Origin of the sequence: Ensifer sp. R-19, assembly GCF_049905105.1 — a bacterium.
In the GTDB taxonomy this organism is placed as follows: Bacteria; Pseudomonadota; Alphaproteobacteria; order Rhizobiales; family Rhizobiaceae; genus Ensifer.
Window position 1 is genome coordinate 562,832 of sequence record NZ_CP184570.1, and the last position, 15,356, is coordinate 578,187.

Below are 15,356 nucleotides of genomic sequence, written 5' to 3' on the forward strand. Positions count from 1 at the left end.
AACGCCTTGCCGTTCCAGCTCCGCGCGAGGGTTACTCCGCGAAATGAGTCAGCCAGTGGCGTGGCTTGTTGTCCGCCAGCTGAGCGACCCGGTCGATCCTGTTGCTCATCACCCAGGCCATGGGCTGCTGGTGCAACGGCAACATGATCATTTCGTCCTTGACCATCTGGAGTGCCTTGGTCTGCAGCTCGAGCCGTTTCGTCCGATCCATTTCGGTCGATGCCTGGATGACGAGCTTGTCAATCTCCGGATAGCTCCAGCCACCCCAGTTGAACACGCCCGCCTTGTCGCTCTTCGTCTCGATCATCTGGAGCAGGATCGAGTAGCTGTCGAGCATCGGCTCGTTCGCCCAGCCGATGATGTAGACGTCGGAGAGACCACCCGTGCGCTTGGGCGCCTGTGCGGCCGTCGGGCCGATGTCGAGTTGCGGCTTGAAGCCGGCGCGGCTCAGCATGTTGACGATGCTCTGGCAAAGCTCCTCCTCGTTGACATAGGCCTCGTTCGTGCAGACGAGTGTGAAGGGGAGGTCGGTTGCGCCGGCTTCTGCCAGCAGCTTCTTCGACAGGTCGGGATTGAACGGCACCACCTTGTCCAGTGCTTCGCTATATCCGGGAATCTCCGGCGCAATGATCGCGCCCGCCGTCCTCGACTTGCCGCGCATGACCCGTTTCTGGATGAGCTCCTTGTCGAGCGCGTGTGCGACGGCCTGGCGAACACGCAGGTCGTTGAACTTGTTGTCGACGCCGTCGGCCAGTTTCGGCTTGCGGTTGAAGCCCATCATGATGGTGCGCAGGTCGGTGCGCTCCATGACCTTCAGATCCGGCTGCGCGAGAAGGCGCGGTAGATCCTGCGCAGGCGCATTCTCGGTGAAGTTGATCTCACCCGACAGCAGTGCGGCGACGCGCGTCGCGGCCGAGACGATCGGTGTAAACTCGATACGATCTATGTTGGATTGCGACTTGTCCCACCACTTGTCATTCTTGACGAGAACGGTCTTGCTGTCGGGCGCGCGGCTCTCGAGCTTGAACGGACCCGTGCCGTTGGTGTGGTAGGTGGCGTAGCCTTCGATCTTCTTGCCGACGTCGGTCGGCTTCAGCGAGTTGTTGTCGGTGAGCCAGGTAGCGTCGAAAATGTGGATGTTCGTCAAGTCGTTCAGCAGCAGCGGATAGGGTCCGACCAGTTCGATATCGACAGTGTGGTCGTCCACCTTCTTCGCCGACTTGTAGGCGGGAAGGTTGCCGCGGAGTGGAGACACCGGATCGCTGACCCGAGTGAGAGAGGCGATCACGTCGTCCGCGGTGAAATCGGCGCCATCGTGGAACTTGACGCCCTCGCGCAGATGAAACCGCCAGACCGTGTCTGATACCGCCTCCCAGGACGTTGCCAGCGCCGGCTCGATCTTCAATTCGGCGTCAAAACGGACAAGCCCCTCATAGACGTGGTTGAGGAAGGACAGCGTGTAGCTGTCGCCATAAGAATAGGGGTCGAGCGAATAGATGTCGCGCGAGGCGCCCCATTTGAGCGTTTCCGCATGGCCCGGCGCGGAAAGCGCAGCCGACATGACGGCTGCGAGAATCAATTTCTTGAGCATTCTGCTGTTCTCCTTTGTTAAGGTCACCGGTCCCCTTGAACGGGAATCTTCTTCTTGAGAGGCAAGGACGGCTCACAGGCTGTCCGTCTCGCCGCCCGCTAGGGGGCGGCTAGTGGCGTGGTCCGTTGTTGGCGCGGGCATGGCCTGCTCGGTTGTGTCGATCACCGCAAAGGCCGTCGACGGCCCCCTGGGGATCTTGATTAACTGGCGTCCCTGGGCAGCGAGGCATTCAAGCGAAAGCCTCCCGGCGATGCTGAAGCGCCAAGTCCTGTCGTCGATATGGCTGTCATTCGATGGCCAGCGCCAAAGGTCACCTCGAACAGGGGTAATCTCCGCACCGCTTTATAGATGCGGCACAGAAACCCAAGGTTCAGTGTTAGAAGCTGGAATGGCGATCGAATGAGGGGATGTCAGGCGAGCCGGCCGGGCGGTGCGGGCTCGTATGTGCGGCGCCGCCAAAAGTTGCATGAACTCGCTATCGCGGCGGTCTTCTGAAGCCCTTGCATCAACCTGCTCCTCCCTAGCTCGTTGCTGCTGATCGGCACCATCGCACGCCAAAAGTTTTTGTCAACGACTTTGTCGACAATATTGAATACGATCGCGGCGACAATCCAAAGCGACAACAAGATGGCGGTTGCGGCGAGCCCGCAGCGTTCGAAGCAAAGGAAAAAGCTGCGTTAGGTCGTCGCGCGCACCAGCCCGCTCGACGGGAAATGGCCGACAGTGGTCCAGCCCCTCTACTTCGCAGTGGAGGTCTTGTCGTTGCTGCTGCAAGCAAGGGCGTCGATGCGGGCGCGAACGCGGGCGACGCCCTCGGCAATACTGGTGCCTGGAATGGACGAATATCCCATGCGGAAAAAGCGGCAGGGCCGGTCGCTTCTAGGGAAGAAGGGCGAGCCGGATTCGACCAGAACGCCATCCTGGCGCAACTCGCTGACCAGACGGTCGGCGTCGAGCCCTTCCGGCCCCTCCATCCAGAAGGACGTGCCGCCGAAGGTCGAGGACCCGGCGACGGTCAAATTCTCCCGACGCAGCGCCTCGGCCATCAGCACGTGGCGCTTGTGATACTCGGTCCGCATGCGGTGCAGTACGGCGTCATAATGCCCAAGCGCCAGGAAATAGGCAGCGGTGCGCTGCAGGTGGCCGGGCGGGTGACGCAGCATCAGCGAGCGAAGCGCGCGCGCCTCGCGAATGAAGGGTGCAGGCGCCACGAGATAGCCGAGCCGAAGCCCGGGAAACAGGGATTTTGAGAAGCTGCCGATGTAGAGCACCCGGCCCGTCGGATCGAGCGCTTTCAGCGCCGGCGAGGGCGGAGCGAGGTAGCTGATCTCGAACTCGTAATCGTCCTCGACAATGACGAAGTCTTTCTCCTCCGCAGCCACAAGCAGTTGCGTTCGCCGGTCGACCGGCATGGTCGCGCCTGTCGGCGAATGGTGGCTCGGGGTCACGAAGACGGCGTCGACTTTCTCCGGTAGCGCATCCGGCGACAGGCCCTCGCGATCGACATCGACGGTCGTGACGTCAGCACCGCTGAGCAGGAGCGAGGCGCTGATATCCGGGTGGCAGGGGTTTTCGCAGACGGCGGCTGAGCCCTTTTCCAGGATCAGTCGGGTGACGATCCAGAGCGCATTCTGCGCGCCGACGGTAACGAGGATTTCGTCCGGAGTGGCGTGAATGCCGCGCCGCGGCAGCGTGCGCGAGCAGATGTAGTTGACGAGCCGCACGTCGTCGGCAGCGGCAAAGTCGCTCGCCATCAGCACGAAGTCCTCGCGCGCAAGCGCCCGGCGGGCGCAATCACGCCAGGCGTTAAGGTCAAACAGCGTGGGGTCCATCTGGCCGTAGAGGAAGGGGAAAGGATAGCGTCGCCAGTCCAGCGGTTTGTGGACCTGGCGCACGACATCGAAGCTCATCTTGATCTTGCGGCTCCAATCGACCGGATCGGCGCCGCCCGATGGGCGTTCCCCTTCCACATCCATGCCTGGCGGATTGCCGGCGATACGATAGGAACTGCGGTTGACGGCCTCGACATAGCCTTGGCTGATCAGTTCCTGATAGGCGAGCGTTACCGTGATGCGCGAGATCCGGAGATAGTCCGCGAGTTTGCGCGTGGAAGGCAGGTGCGCGTGCGGCTGCACCCGCCCGGCAAGCACGGCCGAAACGATCGTTTCGCGCAGCTGTGCCTGCAGGCCAATCCCGCTGTCGCGATCGATGAAGAAGATGGTTTCGGAAACATTCGTCCGCACGACGCCGGCCTCCAATGACGTTAATCTGGATCTATTCAACTTCCATACTGGATATAACGCAAGCCGGATCTCGGCCTTATCGTCATGAGCAAGATCGGAAAAACCGGTCAGTGAATAAACAAAGAGGAGGACGAAGCATGCTACATGGACATTTCAGACGACTGGCTGCAGCAGCCAGCATTGTGGCGAGCCTGGCCGCATCCGGCGTGGCTTATGCCGAGACGAAGCTCGTCGTCGGCTATCAGCAGATCGTCGGCCCGTTTGTGGCTGCGATCGCCGACGGGCGCTTCGACGCCGCCGCCAAAGAGGCCGGCTACTCGATCGACTGGCGCCAATTCAGCTCGGCCGGCGACATCACGACGGCGCTCGCCTCGGGCGACGTGCCGATCGGCGTTCTCGGTTCGACTGGCACCGCGGCTGCCGCCACGCGCGGTGTCGAACTGCAACTCTTCTGGATCCTCGACAATATCGGTCAATCGGAGGCGCTGGTCGCCCGCGACGGTTCCGGCATCGAAACGCCCGCGGACCTCAAGGGCAAGAAGGTCGCCGTGCCCTTCGTCTCGACCTCGCATTTCCATCTTTTGGTCGGCATGAACAAGGTCTGGAACGTCGACCCGCGCGAAGTGGAAATCCTCAATCTGAAGCCGCCGCAGATCGTCGCCGCCTGGCAGCGCGGCGATATCGATGCCGCCTATGTCTGGCCGCCGGCGCTTTCTGAAATTCAGAAGACTGGCAAGACGATCTCCGATTCCGAAGTGATCGGTGCTGCGAGCGTGCCGACCTTCGACGGGCTGGTGGTTGATAAGGCCTGGGCCGCGGAAAATCCGAAGCTCATGGAGGCCTTCACCAAGGTTCTGGCGAAAGCTTATGCCGACTACAATGCCGACAAGGCGGCGTGGACGGAGGAGTCTGAGCAAGTCCAGGGCATCGTCAAGCTGATCGGCGGCGATGGCCCGAGCACGGTCGAAGCCTTGCGTCTTCTTTCCTTCCCGAATGCGGATGAGCAGGCCTCCGAGGTTTGGCTCGGCGGTGGCGCCACGCGCGCGCTCACCGAAAGCGCCAAGTTCCTCGTCGAGCAAAAGCAGATCGGCAATTCGCTCGACGATTACGCGCCCTATGTGAACGCCGACTTTGCCAAGGTGGCCGCGCAATAATTTGATCTGCTGATTGCGCCGGTCCTGAGGAGCGGCCGGCGCGTCCATCTTCAAGACCGTGACCGAGGTGCAGGGAGGCATTTCTCATGGAAACATTGAGCGTCAGGAACATCAGTCTGACCTATCCGGGCCTGTACTCGGACCAGGCGATCATCGCCCTGAAAGGTGTCAACCTTACCATCAACAGCGGCGACTTTGTCGTCGCCCTCGGGGCTTCGGGCTGCGGGAAAACCACCTTGCTCAACCTGATGGCGGGCTTCATGGCCCCCTCAGAGGGCGACATCACGCTTGGCAATCACCAGGTCAACGGACCGGGCGCCGAGCGCGGCGTGGTCTTCCAGAAGCACGCATTGCTGCCGTGGCTGAACGTCATCGAGAACACCGAATTCGGCCTCAAGCTGCGCGGCGTCGACAAGGCGACCAGGCGGGATCTCGCCACCAAGAACCTAGCCTTGGTCGGCCTGCAGGACTTCCACCGGCATATGATCTACCACCTGTCGGGTGGGATGCAGCAGCGCGTCGGCATCGCACGGGCGCTGACCTGCGATCCCGCCATGCTCTTGATGGACGAGCCGATGGCGGCACTCGACGCGCTGACGCGCGAGACGATCCAGGAGTTGCTTCTGAAAGTCTGGCAGCTCACCAACAAGATGTTCTTCTTCATCACCCATAGCGTCGAGGAGGCGCTGTTCCTCGGCTCGCGGCTGATCGTCATGTCGCCGCGCCCGGGCCGCATCACCCACACCTACGAACTCAACTTCAACAAGCGTTTCCTCGCCGAGGGCAATGCCCGGGCGATCAAATCCAGCCCGGAATTCATCCGCATGCGCGAGGAGGTGCTCGGCATCATCTATGGCGACGAACGTGCGTCCGGCAACCCGGAGGTGGCCCATGCTTGACAGAGTGACACGCGCCAAGCCCGTAAAGGCCGGCAAGATCTTCGGCGCTCCGGGTGACGGAAGCAGCGGTCTCATCAGTTTTTCAACGACACTCGTGCTCGTCGCCCTCTGGTTCTTCGTAACCGAATCCGGTTGGGTCAAGCCGCTGTTCCTGCCGTCGCCGCTGGCGGTCTGGGACAAGTTCATGCTGGCGCTGACGGACGGTGTTTCGAACTCGACCCTGATCGAGCACACGCTCGCCAGCATCAGTCGCGTCTTCGGTGCCTTTCTGCTGGCGCTGGTGACGGCGGTTCCGATCGGCATCCTGATGGGCGTCAACCGCTTCGTGCGCGGTCTGTTCGACCCCATCATCGAATTCTATCGGCCGCTGCCGCCACTTGCCTACCTGCCGCTTGTCATCATCTGGCTCGGCATCGGTGAGTTCCCGAAGGTGTTCCTCATCTATCTGGCAATCTTCGCGCCGATGGCGATTGCCGCCAGAGCAGGGGTGCGTTCGGTCTCTACCGAACAGATCCACGCGGCCTATGCGATGGGGGCCACCCGCGGGCAGGTCATCAGCCAGGTCATCATGAAGGCCGCCTTGCCCGAGATCTTCACCGGCATGCGCATCGGCATCGGTGTCGGCTGGACGACCCTGGTGGCGGCGGAAATGGTGGCTGCCAACCGAGGGCTCGGCTTCATGGTTCTGAATGCAGCTGAAAACCTCGAAAGCGACACGGTGATCATGGGCATCTTCATCATCGGCATCTTCGCCTTCGCCTTCGATCTTCTGATCCGCTACCTAGAAAAGGTGCTGATCCCCTGGAAGGGCCGCCTTTAACCAGAGAATCCCGCTCTCAAGTCGAATCACTGGAGACGGAAAGATTGCCTAGAATCAAAGTGCTAGAGCGTTCCTTTGCGCGTTCAATTGAACGCACGGCGCTCTAGGCGACAGCTTCGACAAATCATTCGTACCCGGCCTGGCGGCCTTTGAAGACGGCGTCTCCCGTCTCCGGCGAAGCCATGCCTGACGACTAAGCCAAAGGACAGGACGATGACACTGACTGCAACCGATCTCAAAACCTTGTTCGATGCCTTCAACCGGCACGACATCGATGGGGTCATGCGCTTCTTTGCCGAGGACTGCGTTTTTAACGCGGTCGGCGGACCCGAGGTCTACGGCGCCCGCTTCACGGGTAGAGCGGCGATCGCCGACGCCTTCAGCGGCGTCTGGACATCGATGCCGGATGCCGAATGGGGCAATCACAGCCATTTCGTCGAAGGCGACCGCGGCGTGTCCGAATGGACCTTCTCCGGCACGGCCGCCGATGGCAGCCGCACTGAGGCCGAGGGCTGCGACCTCTTCACCTTCCGCAACGGCAAGATCGTGCGCAAGCAGGCGTTCCGCAAGAACCGCCCGGTCCTGCAACCCCGCTACTGACGGCTGGAGCGAAAGCAATGCAACTGCGCGCCACTCCCTTGAAGCCTGCAAGAGAGCCGTTCGATCCGGCCTATGACCCCAACCATGCCCGCAGCCCCGGCAGAGGCAAGGACTACGCGCCGACCTATTGGATCGGCACTGCCGGGCCTGAACCGGAGGATGACGGCCCAGTCACAAGCGACATCGACGTCGAAGTCGCCATCATCGGCTCGGGCTATACGGGCCTCTCCTGCGCCATTCATCTGGCGCGTGAGCACGGCATCAAGGCGACGGTGCTGGAGGCAAACGGCGTTGCCTGGGGCTGCAGCACCCGCAATGGCGGGCAGGCGCAGATTTCGGCTGGCCGTCTTAAGCGCTCGCAGTGGATTGCCCGCTGGGGCGTCGACGTCGCCCGCAAGATGCACGAGGAGATTTCCGAGGGATTCGACCTCTTTCGCACTCTCGTCCGCGAGCCCGAAATCGACTGCGATCCGCAGGATGGCGGCCATCTCTATATCGCCCACCGCGACAAGATGCTGCCGGCGCTGCAAAGCGAGGTCCGTGTTCTCAACGATACGTTCGGCTATCGCGCCCGCATGGTCTCGCGCGACGAGATCCACCGCGATTTCGTTCGCGACGAGGAAGCACGCGGGGCGATGTATGAGCCCGATGGCATGGGCATCCATGCCGCCAAGCTAGCCTTCGGCTACCTCAGGCTTGCCCGCAAGCTGGGGGCAAAGGTGCATACGTCGAGCCCGGTGCTTGATTGCACTGCCAAGGGCGGCATGCATTACCTGACGACGCCTGGCGGAACGGTGCGGGCGCGTGCCGTCTGCATCGCGACGGCCGGTTACACGTCACCCGGCATGAACGCGCTCACCCGCCACCGACTGATGCCGATCCTGTCGAACTCGATCGTCACTCGACCGCTGACGGAAAGCGAGCAGAAGGCGCTGAACTTCAAGGCGCGCATCCCGCTCACCGATACGCGGACGCTGCGTCACTACTATCGCATGCTGCCGGATGGCCGGGTGCAGATCGGCAGCCGCAGCGCCATCACCGGACGCGACGCGAGCAATCCGAAGCATCTCGAGATCCTGCTTGCCGGCCTCTACCGCAAGTTCCCGGCGCTCCGCGGCATCGACATCGACTACTCCTGGTGGGGTTGGGTGGATGTCAGCCACGACATGATGCCGCGCATCTTCCAGCCGGATCCGGGGCAGAGGCTGTTCTACGCCATGGGCTATGGCGGCAACGGCGTGATGTATTCCGCCCAGGCCGGCCGTCGCATGGCCCAGATGGTCGCCGGCAAAGGCGGCGGCCTCGACCTCCCCATCTTCACTTCGCCTCTGCCGGGCCACGGGCTTCTGACGCCGTTCCGACGGCTCGGCCAATGGGGAATGTACCGCTGGTACTACCTCCGTGACGAGATCCTCTAACTCTTTGAAATAATACCAGGAAAGGAACCACCCCATGAAAATGACCACCGAGGAAGCCTTCGTCAAAGTTCTTCAGATGCATGGCCTCGAACATGCCTTCGGCATCATCGGCTCGGCCATGATGCCGGTGTCGGACCTTTTCCCGAAGGCCGGCATCAAGTTCTGGGACTGCGCCCATGAGACCAATGCCGGCATGATGGCGGATGGCTTCAGCCGCGCGACGGGCACGATGTCGGTTGCGATCGGCCAGAACGGCCCTGGCGTCACCGGGTTCATCACCGCGATCAAGACGGCCTACTGGAACCACACGCCGCTCCTGATGGTGACGCCCCAGGCGGCCAACAAGACGATCGGTCAGGGCGGCTTCCAGGAAGTCGACCAGATGGCGATGTTCGAGGAAATGGTGTGCTACCAGGAAGAGGTACGCGATCCCTCGCGTATACCTGAAGTCCTGAACCGCGTCATCGAAAAGGCCTGGCGCGGTTGTGCGCCTGCGCAGATCAACATCCCGCGCGACTACTGGACCCAGGTGATCGACGTCGACCTGCCGGCGATCGTCCGCTTCGAGCGTCCGGCCGGCGGACCGCAGGCGATTGCGGAAGCCGCAAAGCTGCTGTCGGAGGCGAAATTCCCTGTTATCCTCAATGGTGCCGGCGTCGTCATCGGCAATGCCATTTCCGATTCCATGAAGCTTGCCGAACGCCTCGACGCGCCGGTCTGCTGCGGCTACCAGCACAATGATGCCTTCCCCGGCAGCCATCGCCTCTCGGTCGGCCCGCTCGGCTATAACGGCTCGAAGGCAGCGATGGAGCTGATCTCCAAAGCCGACGTCGTGCTGGCACTCGGCACCCGGCTCAATCCCTTCTCGACGCTTCCGGGTTATGGCATCGACTACTGGCCGAAGAACGCTTCGATCATCCAGGTCGATATCAACGCCGACCGGATCGGGCTGACCAAGAAGGTGTCGGTCGGCATCTGTGGCGATGCCAAGCAGGTCGCCCGCCAGATCCTCGAGCAGCTCTCGCCCTCGGCCGGCGATGCCGGCCGTGAGGAGCGCAAGGCGGCGATCCACCAGACCCGTTCGGCCTGGCAGCAGCAGCTCTCCTCGATGGATCATGAGGACGACGATCCGGGCACGGAATGGAACGAGAGCGCACGCTCGCGCGAGCCGAACCGCATGTCGCCGCGCCAGGCCTGGCGGGCGATCCAGGCGGCTCTGCCGAAAGAGGCGATCATCTCCACCGACATCGGCAACAATTGCGCGATCGGCAACGCCTATCCAACCTTCGAGGCTGGCCGGAAATATCTGGCACCGGGCATGTTCGGCCCCTGCGGCTACGGTTTCCCGTCGATCGTCGGCGCCAAGATCGGTTGCCCGGATGTGCCGGTGGTCGGCTTTGCCGGCGACGGCGCCTTCGGCATCTCGATGAACGAGATGGGCTCGATCGGCCGTGAGGGCTGGCCGGCGATCACCATGGTGATCTTCCGCAACTACCAATGGGGTGCTGAAAAGCGCAACACGACGCTCTGGTACGCCAACAATTTCGTCGGCACCGAGCTCAACCCCAACCTCTCTTACGCCAAGGTGGCCGAAGGCTGCGGGCTGAGGGGCGTGACCGTCAATACGACGGCAGCACTCACCGAGGCGCTGTCAAACGCGATCGCCGACCAGAAGAGGGGTGTCACCACCTTCGTCGAAGTCATCCTCAACCAGGAGCTCGGCGAGCCTTTCCGGCGCGACGCGATGAAGAAGCCGGTGCCGGTTGCCGGCATTGATCGTGCCGACATGCGTCCGCAGAAGCGGGCCTGAGCCGACCCGATTGCACGATGCCCGCCCGGCTTTTCCGGGCGGGCGCAGCGTCCCGCGAGCGACCGGAATGACATCATGACCTTTATCGCATCTGTCCACGAACGTTTCCGCAGCGTGCCCTCCGGCTTTGCGACCTACTGGCCGGGCTTCGCCGTCACAGCGGCCGTCGCCGTCGCCGCCCAGTTCCTCTCCGATCACTACGGCGCGCCGGCCATGCTGATGGCGCTTTTGCTCGGCATCGCCTTCCACTTTCTGTCCGAGGAGGGGCGTTGTGTCGCCGGGATTGATTTCTGCGCCAAGAAGGTGCTGCGCATCGGTGTGGCGCTGCTCGGCATGCGGATCAGCGTCGACCTCCTGATCGGACTCGGCGCCGGCACCATCCTGCTGCTCGTCTCGGCGATCGCGGCCACCATCGGCTTTGGCCTGCTCGCCGCGAAATTGCTCGGCCGCGGCTGGCGGCTGGCGCTCATCACCAGCGGTTCGGTCGCCATCTGTGGCGCGTCGGCGGCGATGGCGATCGCCGCCGTCTTGCCGAAGAACGAGTTTTCCGAGCGCAACCTGATCTTCACTGTGCTCTCGGTCACGGTGCTCTCCACCCTTGCCATGATCGCCTATCCGATCATTGCCCAGACCATGGGGCTCGATGCCCGCGCGACTGGCATCTTCTTCGGCGGCACCATCCACGATGTCGCGCAGGTCGTCGGCGCCGGCTTCTCGGTCTCGCCGGAGGCGGGGGAGACGGCGACGCTCGTCAAGCTGATCCGCGTCACCATGCTGGCGCCGGTCGTGCTTATCTTCTCGCTGTCGCTGCGCAAGGTGCCGCAGCCCGAGGGCGAGACCGGCAAGCGTCCGCCGCTTTTGCCCGGTTTCGTCGTCGCCTTTCTGATCTTTGCGGCGTTCAACTCCTTCGGCCTCGTGCCCGAACTGGTGGCCAAAGCCGGCATGGAAACCTCCCGTTGGGCGCTGATTGCCGGCATCGTCGCCGTCGGCATGCGCACCTCGCTCAGGCGCGTTCTCGACGTCGGCGGAGATGCGGTCGCGCTTATCGTCGCCGAAACCGTCTTCATCGCCCTCTTCATTCTCGTCGGCATTCACTATTTGGGACACGCCTGATGAAACCGCTCGATCGCATTCTCGAAGCCGCGAAATCAGCACCTCGCCATATCGTGCTTGCCGAAGGGGAAGACCCACGCATCGTCGAGGGGGCCTTGCGCGCCGTGCGCGAGGGCGTTGCCGAGACAACCCTCGTCGGCAGCCGGAACATCGTCGAGGAACGGTTGGCGGCCGCCGGCGCGCGCCCGGGCGAAATCCGCATCGAGGATCCGGCGTTGTCGCCGCTCACCCCGCGCCTTGCTGCGGCCTACCATGAATTGCGCCGCAACAAGGGCGTCGACGCGGCGGCGGCAGCCGAGGCTGTGCGTTCGCCGCTCGTCTTTGCCGCGATGATGGTGCGCGAGGATGCCGCCGACGGCACGGTTGGCGGGGCGGTTGCGACCACCGCCGATACGGTGCGCGCCGCGCTCCAGACCATCGGTCGCGCGCCGGACGTTGGCCTGGTGTCGAGCTTCTTTCTGATGATGCTGTGCGCGCCGCATCACGCAAAGAAGGGCGCTTTCGTCTTTGCCGATTGCGGCCTCGTCGTGGATCCCGATGCTGCGGGTCTCGCCGACATCGCGGTGACGTCGGCGCGCTCCTTCGAGCAGCTTGCCGGCAAGCCCGCGAAGGTGGCGATGCTTTCCTTCTCGACCGCCGGCAGCGCTGCGCATGAGCGCGTTTCCAAGGTGGTGGAGGCGACGAGGCTCGCCCATGCCGCAGCACCCGGTCTGGTCATCGACGGCGAGCTGCAGTTCGACAGCGCCTTCGTCGAGGCCGTCAGTGCCGCCAAGGCCCCCAACTCGGCGCTCAACGGCGAGGCCAATGTCTTCGTCTTCCCGAACCTTGATGCGGCGAATATCGGCTACAAGATCGCGCAGCGGATCGGCGGTGCGACGGCGATCGGCCCGATCCTGCAGGGGCTCGCAAAACCGGCCAACGATCTTTCGCGCGGCTGCAATGTCGAGGATGTCTTCCACATGATCGCCGTCACCGTCGTTCAGGCCTCAGGCGGGAAATCGAGTGGGTAGGCGGATGAAAGCCGACAGCTCACGTTACCGCTTTTGAAAGACTGCGCGCGATGTCGAAGAAGGCGCTGACAAGCTTGCCGTTGCTACGTTCGCGCAAGCAGATCAGTGCTTCATCCATCAGCATTTCCGGCGCCTCGATCCGGATCGGAACGAGGCGATTGTCCTGGCCGAACTCGGCCGAGGAGACGAAGCCAACGCCGCCGCCCGCAGCAACGATCTCGCGCACGGCCTCGCGGCCCTCGGCTTCGATGAGCGGCGTCAGAGGCACGCCGCATTGTTCGGCCATCGCTTCCAGTTTCTGCCGGGTCTTGGAGCCCTGTTCGCGCATGACGAGCGGGTGTTTGGCAAGGTCGGAGAAGGTGACGGTCTTTTGACCGGCGAGGGGATAGTCGCTGCTGGCAAAAGCGATGATCGGCGTCGAGTTCAGTTTCAGGATGTCGAAATCGCTCGATTGCGGGATCTCGCCGAGTACGCCGATATCCGCCTCGTAGGCGTGCAGGCTGGTGATGACCGTCTCGGTGTTGCCGGAATCGATCGAGACCTGCACCGTCGGATAGGTGCGCCGGAAGGCGGCGAGAATGTGCAGCAGGTGGTGGGCGGCGTCCGCCACGATGCGCAGCTTTCCAGCCCTCAGTGCCCGCGATTCCGAAAGAAGATCCAGCGCCTGCTGTTCGACATCGAACATCCGGCGCGTGACTTCGAGAAGCTGCTGGCCCGACTGGGTCAGCGTCACCTGCTTCTTGTTTCGGTTGAAGAGCAGGACGTCGTATTCCTCCTCGAGCTTGCGCACCTGGTCGGAGACCGCAGGCTGGGTGAGGAACAGCGCTTCCGCCGCGCGTGAGAAGCCGCCGTGGATGGCCACGTTGTGGAAGGCGCGAAGCTGGACATAGCGCATGCGTGCGACGCCTTTCAGGATAGATTTGATCTATGGATTCATTAAAACGAACGATTTGATTTATGTAAAGCGGCAAAGGATAGTTTTCGGATTCCATCCTCTTTCCGGAGCGCGCCCATGAACCTCCCGGCTGTCGCCCTCGAACTTGCTGCTGCCACCGTCCTGTTGCTCTATGCCGTCAGTCTCGTGAAAAAAGGCGTCGAAGCAGCTGCCGGCGACATCGTCGCGCGAACGGTCGGCGGTGCTGGCGGCCGGCCGCGCGCCGCCGTCTGCGGCTGCGTGGTGGCGATTGCTCTACAGAGTTCGACAGCCGTCGCCATGCTTGCCGCCGGCTTTGCCGTCAGCGGCGCGCTGGGGCTCGATACCGGTCTCGCGGTGCTGCTTGGCGCCGATCTCGGCTCGGCGCTCGTCGTTAAGATCCTGTCCTTCGATCTGCATTGGCTGGCGCCGCTCCTGGTCGCGGCCGGTGGCCTCGTGCATCTGAAGGCATCAAGCCGCAAGGCGGTCGAAGCCGGACGCGCCGTGCTTGGCATCGGCCTGTTACTTCTGTCGCTGCAGATGATCGGCCATGCGACGCAGCCGCTCGCCCAAAGCCCGGTCCTGCCCTCCGTCGTCGCCTTCGTCGGCAAGGATGCGCTGACGGTTATGATCCTCGCTGCGTTTTTCACCTGGGCGCTGCATTCGAGCGTGGCGGCGATCCTGCTGATCCTGACTTTCGCCGCGAAGGACATCGTGCCTGTTGATGTCGGCATTCCGCTGGTTCTCGGGGTCAATATCGGTGGTGGGCTGATCGCGCTCTGGCTGACGCGCGGCCTGCCGGTCGAGGGGAGACGGCTGCCGCTCGGCAACCTTCTCTTTCGCGCCCTGTTCGGCGCAACCGTCTTCGGCGCATTCTCGTTGCATGCCCCCTTCGACTGGCTTCCGGGAGAGACGGCGGCCGCAAAGCTCGTCAACCTGCATGTGCATTTCAATGCCGCCCTCGTTCTCGTCGGGATGGCCTCCTGCGGTCTGATGGCGCGTCTTGTCCAGTTGTTCATGCCGGATGCCGCCGGCGCCGGCGACCGATCGGTCCATGTCAGCGCACTCGACCGCACGCTGATCGACAAGCCGCCGCAGGCGCTTGCCGCTGCGGCGCGCGAGGTATTGCATATGGGCAATCTCATCGCCCGAATGCTGGAGCCGGTGATGACGGTCATCCACGCGCCAACGCCGGAGGCCGTAAAGACGCTGCGAAGCATCGACGGGGAGATCCATCGGGCGCATAGCGAGATCAAACTTTACATCGCCGCCGTCAACCGAGGTTTCCTCACCCAAGACCAATCCAGGCGCGGCATCGAACTCACCGAGGCGGCAATCCATCTCGAATATGCCGGCGACGTGGTCGCAAAAAGCCTGCTGCAAATGGCCGAGGAGCGGCTGGAGGGGGCGGGTGCGTTCTCGCACGACGGGTGGCGCGAACTCACCCTGCTACACGCGGCCGTGTCGTCCAACGTCAGGCTTGCGGCCAGTCTTCTCGTTTCGCCCGACCCGGTGATCGCCCGCGAGATGGTCCGGCAAAAGGAACATGTGCGCCGCCTCGTCGAGGAAAGCAGCAAGAGCCACCTGGAGCGGCTTCGCCAAGGTGTGGCGGCCAGCATCCTGTCGAGCGACATGCACCTGGAGATCGTTCGGGCCCTGAAGGAGGTCAATTCGCTGGTGACCAACATGGCCTATCCGCGCCTGCGCGAGAGCGGTGACCTGCTGGAAAGCCGGTTGGTTCCCGCCGTATAGGAAGTATAAATCAGATCGATAGATTGATACAAA

General features: G+C 62.9%; 12 protein-coding genes. 9 read left to right on the forward strand and 3 right to left on the reverse strand.

The features are described 5' to 3' along the window. Positions 1 to 31 precede the first annotated feature (31 nt). The gene (locus ACN9MO_RS21865; RefSeq protein ID WP_057248764.1) at positions 32 to 1,591 is read right to left on the reverse strand and encodes an ABC transporter substrate-binding protein; all 1,560 of its coding nucleotides are present in this window, start codon (positions 1,589 to 1,591) and stop codon (positions 32 to 34) included. Between the two features lie 737 nt (positions 1,592 to 2,328). Further along, positions 2,329 to 3,834 carry a PLP-dependent aminotransferase family protein gene (locus ACN9MO_RS21870; protein WP_309140519.1) on the reverse strand — a complete coding sequence of 502 codons (1,506 nt, stop codon included), beginning with the start codon at positions 3,832 to 3,834 and terminating at the stop codon, positions 2,329 to 2,331. A gap of 137 nt (positions 3,835 to 3,971) precedes the next feature. Here ACN9MO_RS21870 and tauA point away from each other — a divergent pair, with 137 nt between their 5' ends. The 8 genes from tauA to pta all read left to right on the forward strand — a co-directional run bounded on the left by tauA (position 3,972) and on the right by pta (position 12,658). Next, positions 3,972 to 4,988, forward strand: a complete 1,017-nt coding sequence (gene tauA / locus ACN9MO_RS21875; RefSeq protein ID WP_112995845.1) for a taurine ABC transporter substrate-binding protein — start codon at positions 3,972 to 3,974, stop codon at positions 4,986 to 4,988. A gap of 86 nt (positions 4,989 to 5,074) precedes the next feature. Beyond that, complete coding sequence (locus ACN9MO_RS21880) at positions 5,075 to 5,887, forward strand: taurine ABC transporter ATP-binding protein (protein ID WP_034790429.1); 813 nt, start codon at positions 5,075 to 5,077, stop codon at positions 5,885 to 5,887. After that, entirely contained in the window at positions 5,880 to 6,707 is an 828-nt protein-coding gene (locus ACN9MO_RS21885) for an ABC transporter permease subunit (RefSeq protein ID WP_113131875.1), read from the forward strand. The genes ACN9MO_RS21880 and ACN9MO_RS21885 overlap by 8 nt, the downstream gene beginning before the upstream one ends. A 219-nt stretch (positions 6,708 to 6,926) precedes the next feature. Next, positions 6,927 to 7,307: a nuclear transport factor 2 family protein gene (locus ACN9MO_RS21890; RefSeq protein ID WP_112995857.1), complete on the forward strand. Its 381-nt coding sequence runs from the start codon at positions 6,927 to 6,929 to the stop codon at positions 7,305 to 7,307. A 17-nt stretch (positions 7,308 to 7,324) separates the two neighbouring features. Continuing rightward, positions 7,325 to 8,725 (forward strand): NAD(P)/FAD-dependent oxidoreductase, encoded by a 1,401-nt coding sequence (locus ACN9MO_RS21895; RefSeq protein ID WP_113131874.1) that lies wholly within the window; start codon positions 7,325 to 7,327, stop codon positions 8,723 to 8,725. A 34-nt stretch (positions 8,726 to 8,759) separates the two neighbouring features. Beyond that, positions 8,760 to 10,535 carry a sulfoacetaldehyde acetyltransferase gene (xsc, locus tag ACN9MO_RS21900; RefSeq protein ID WP_057248759.1) on the forward strand — a complete coding sequence of 592 codons (1,776 nt, stop codon included), beginning with the start codon at positions 8,760 to 8,762 and terminating at the stop codon, positions 10,533 to 10,535. A 75-nt stretch (positions 10,536 to 10,610) separates the two neighbouring features. Then, positions 10,611 to 11,648, forward strand: coding sequence for a YeiH family protein (locus ACN9MO_RS21905; protein ID WP_113131873.1), 1,038 nt, complete (start codon positions 10,611 to 10,613; stop codon positions 11,646 to 11,648). Next, positions 11,648 to 12,658, forward strand: coding sequence for a phosphate acetyltransferase (gene pta, locus ACN9MO_RS21910; protein WP_113131872.1), 1,011 nt, complete (start codon positions 11,648 to 11,650; stop codon positions 12,656 to 12,658). Before ACN9MO_RS21905 ends, pta begins: the two co-directional genes overlap by 1 nt. Before the next feature lie 19 nt (positions 12,659 to 12,677). Here pta and ACN9MO_RS21915 read toward each other — a convergent pair whose 3' ends face one another. Further along, positions 12,678 to 13,553: a LysR substrate-binding domain-containing protein gene (locus tag ACN9MO_RS21915; RefSeq protein ID WP_113131871.1), complete on the reverse strand. Its 876-nt coding sequence runs from the start codon at positions 13,551 to 13,553 to the stop codon at positions 12,678 to 12,680. A 117-nt stretch (positions 13,554 to 13,670) separates the two neighbouring features. Between ACN9MO_RS21915 and ACN9MO_RS21920 the strand changes: the two genes are divergently transcribed. Then, complete coding sequence (locus ACN9MO_RS21920) at positions 13,671 to 15,323, forward strand: Na/Pi cotransporter family protein (RefSeq protein WP_113131870.1); 1,653 nt, start codon at positions 13,671 to 13,673, stop codon at positions 15,321 to 15,323. Positions 15,324 to 15,356 lie beyond the last annotated feature (33 nt).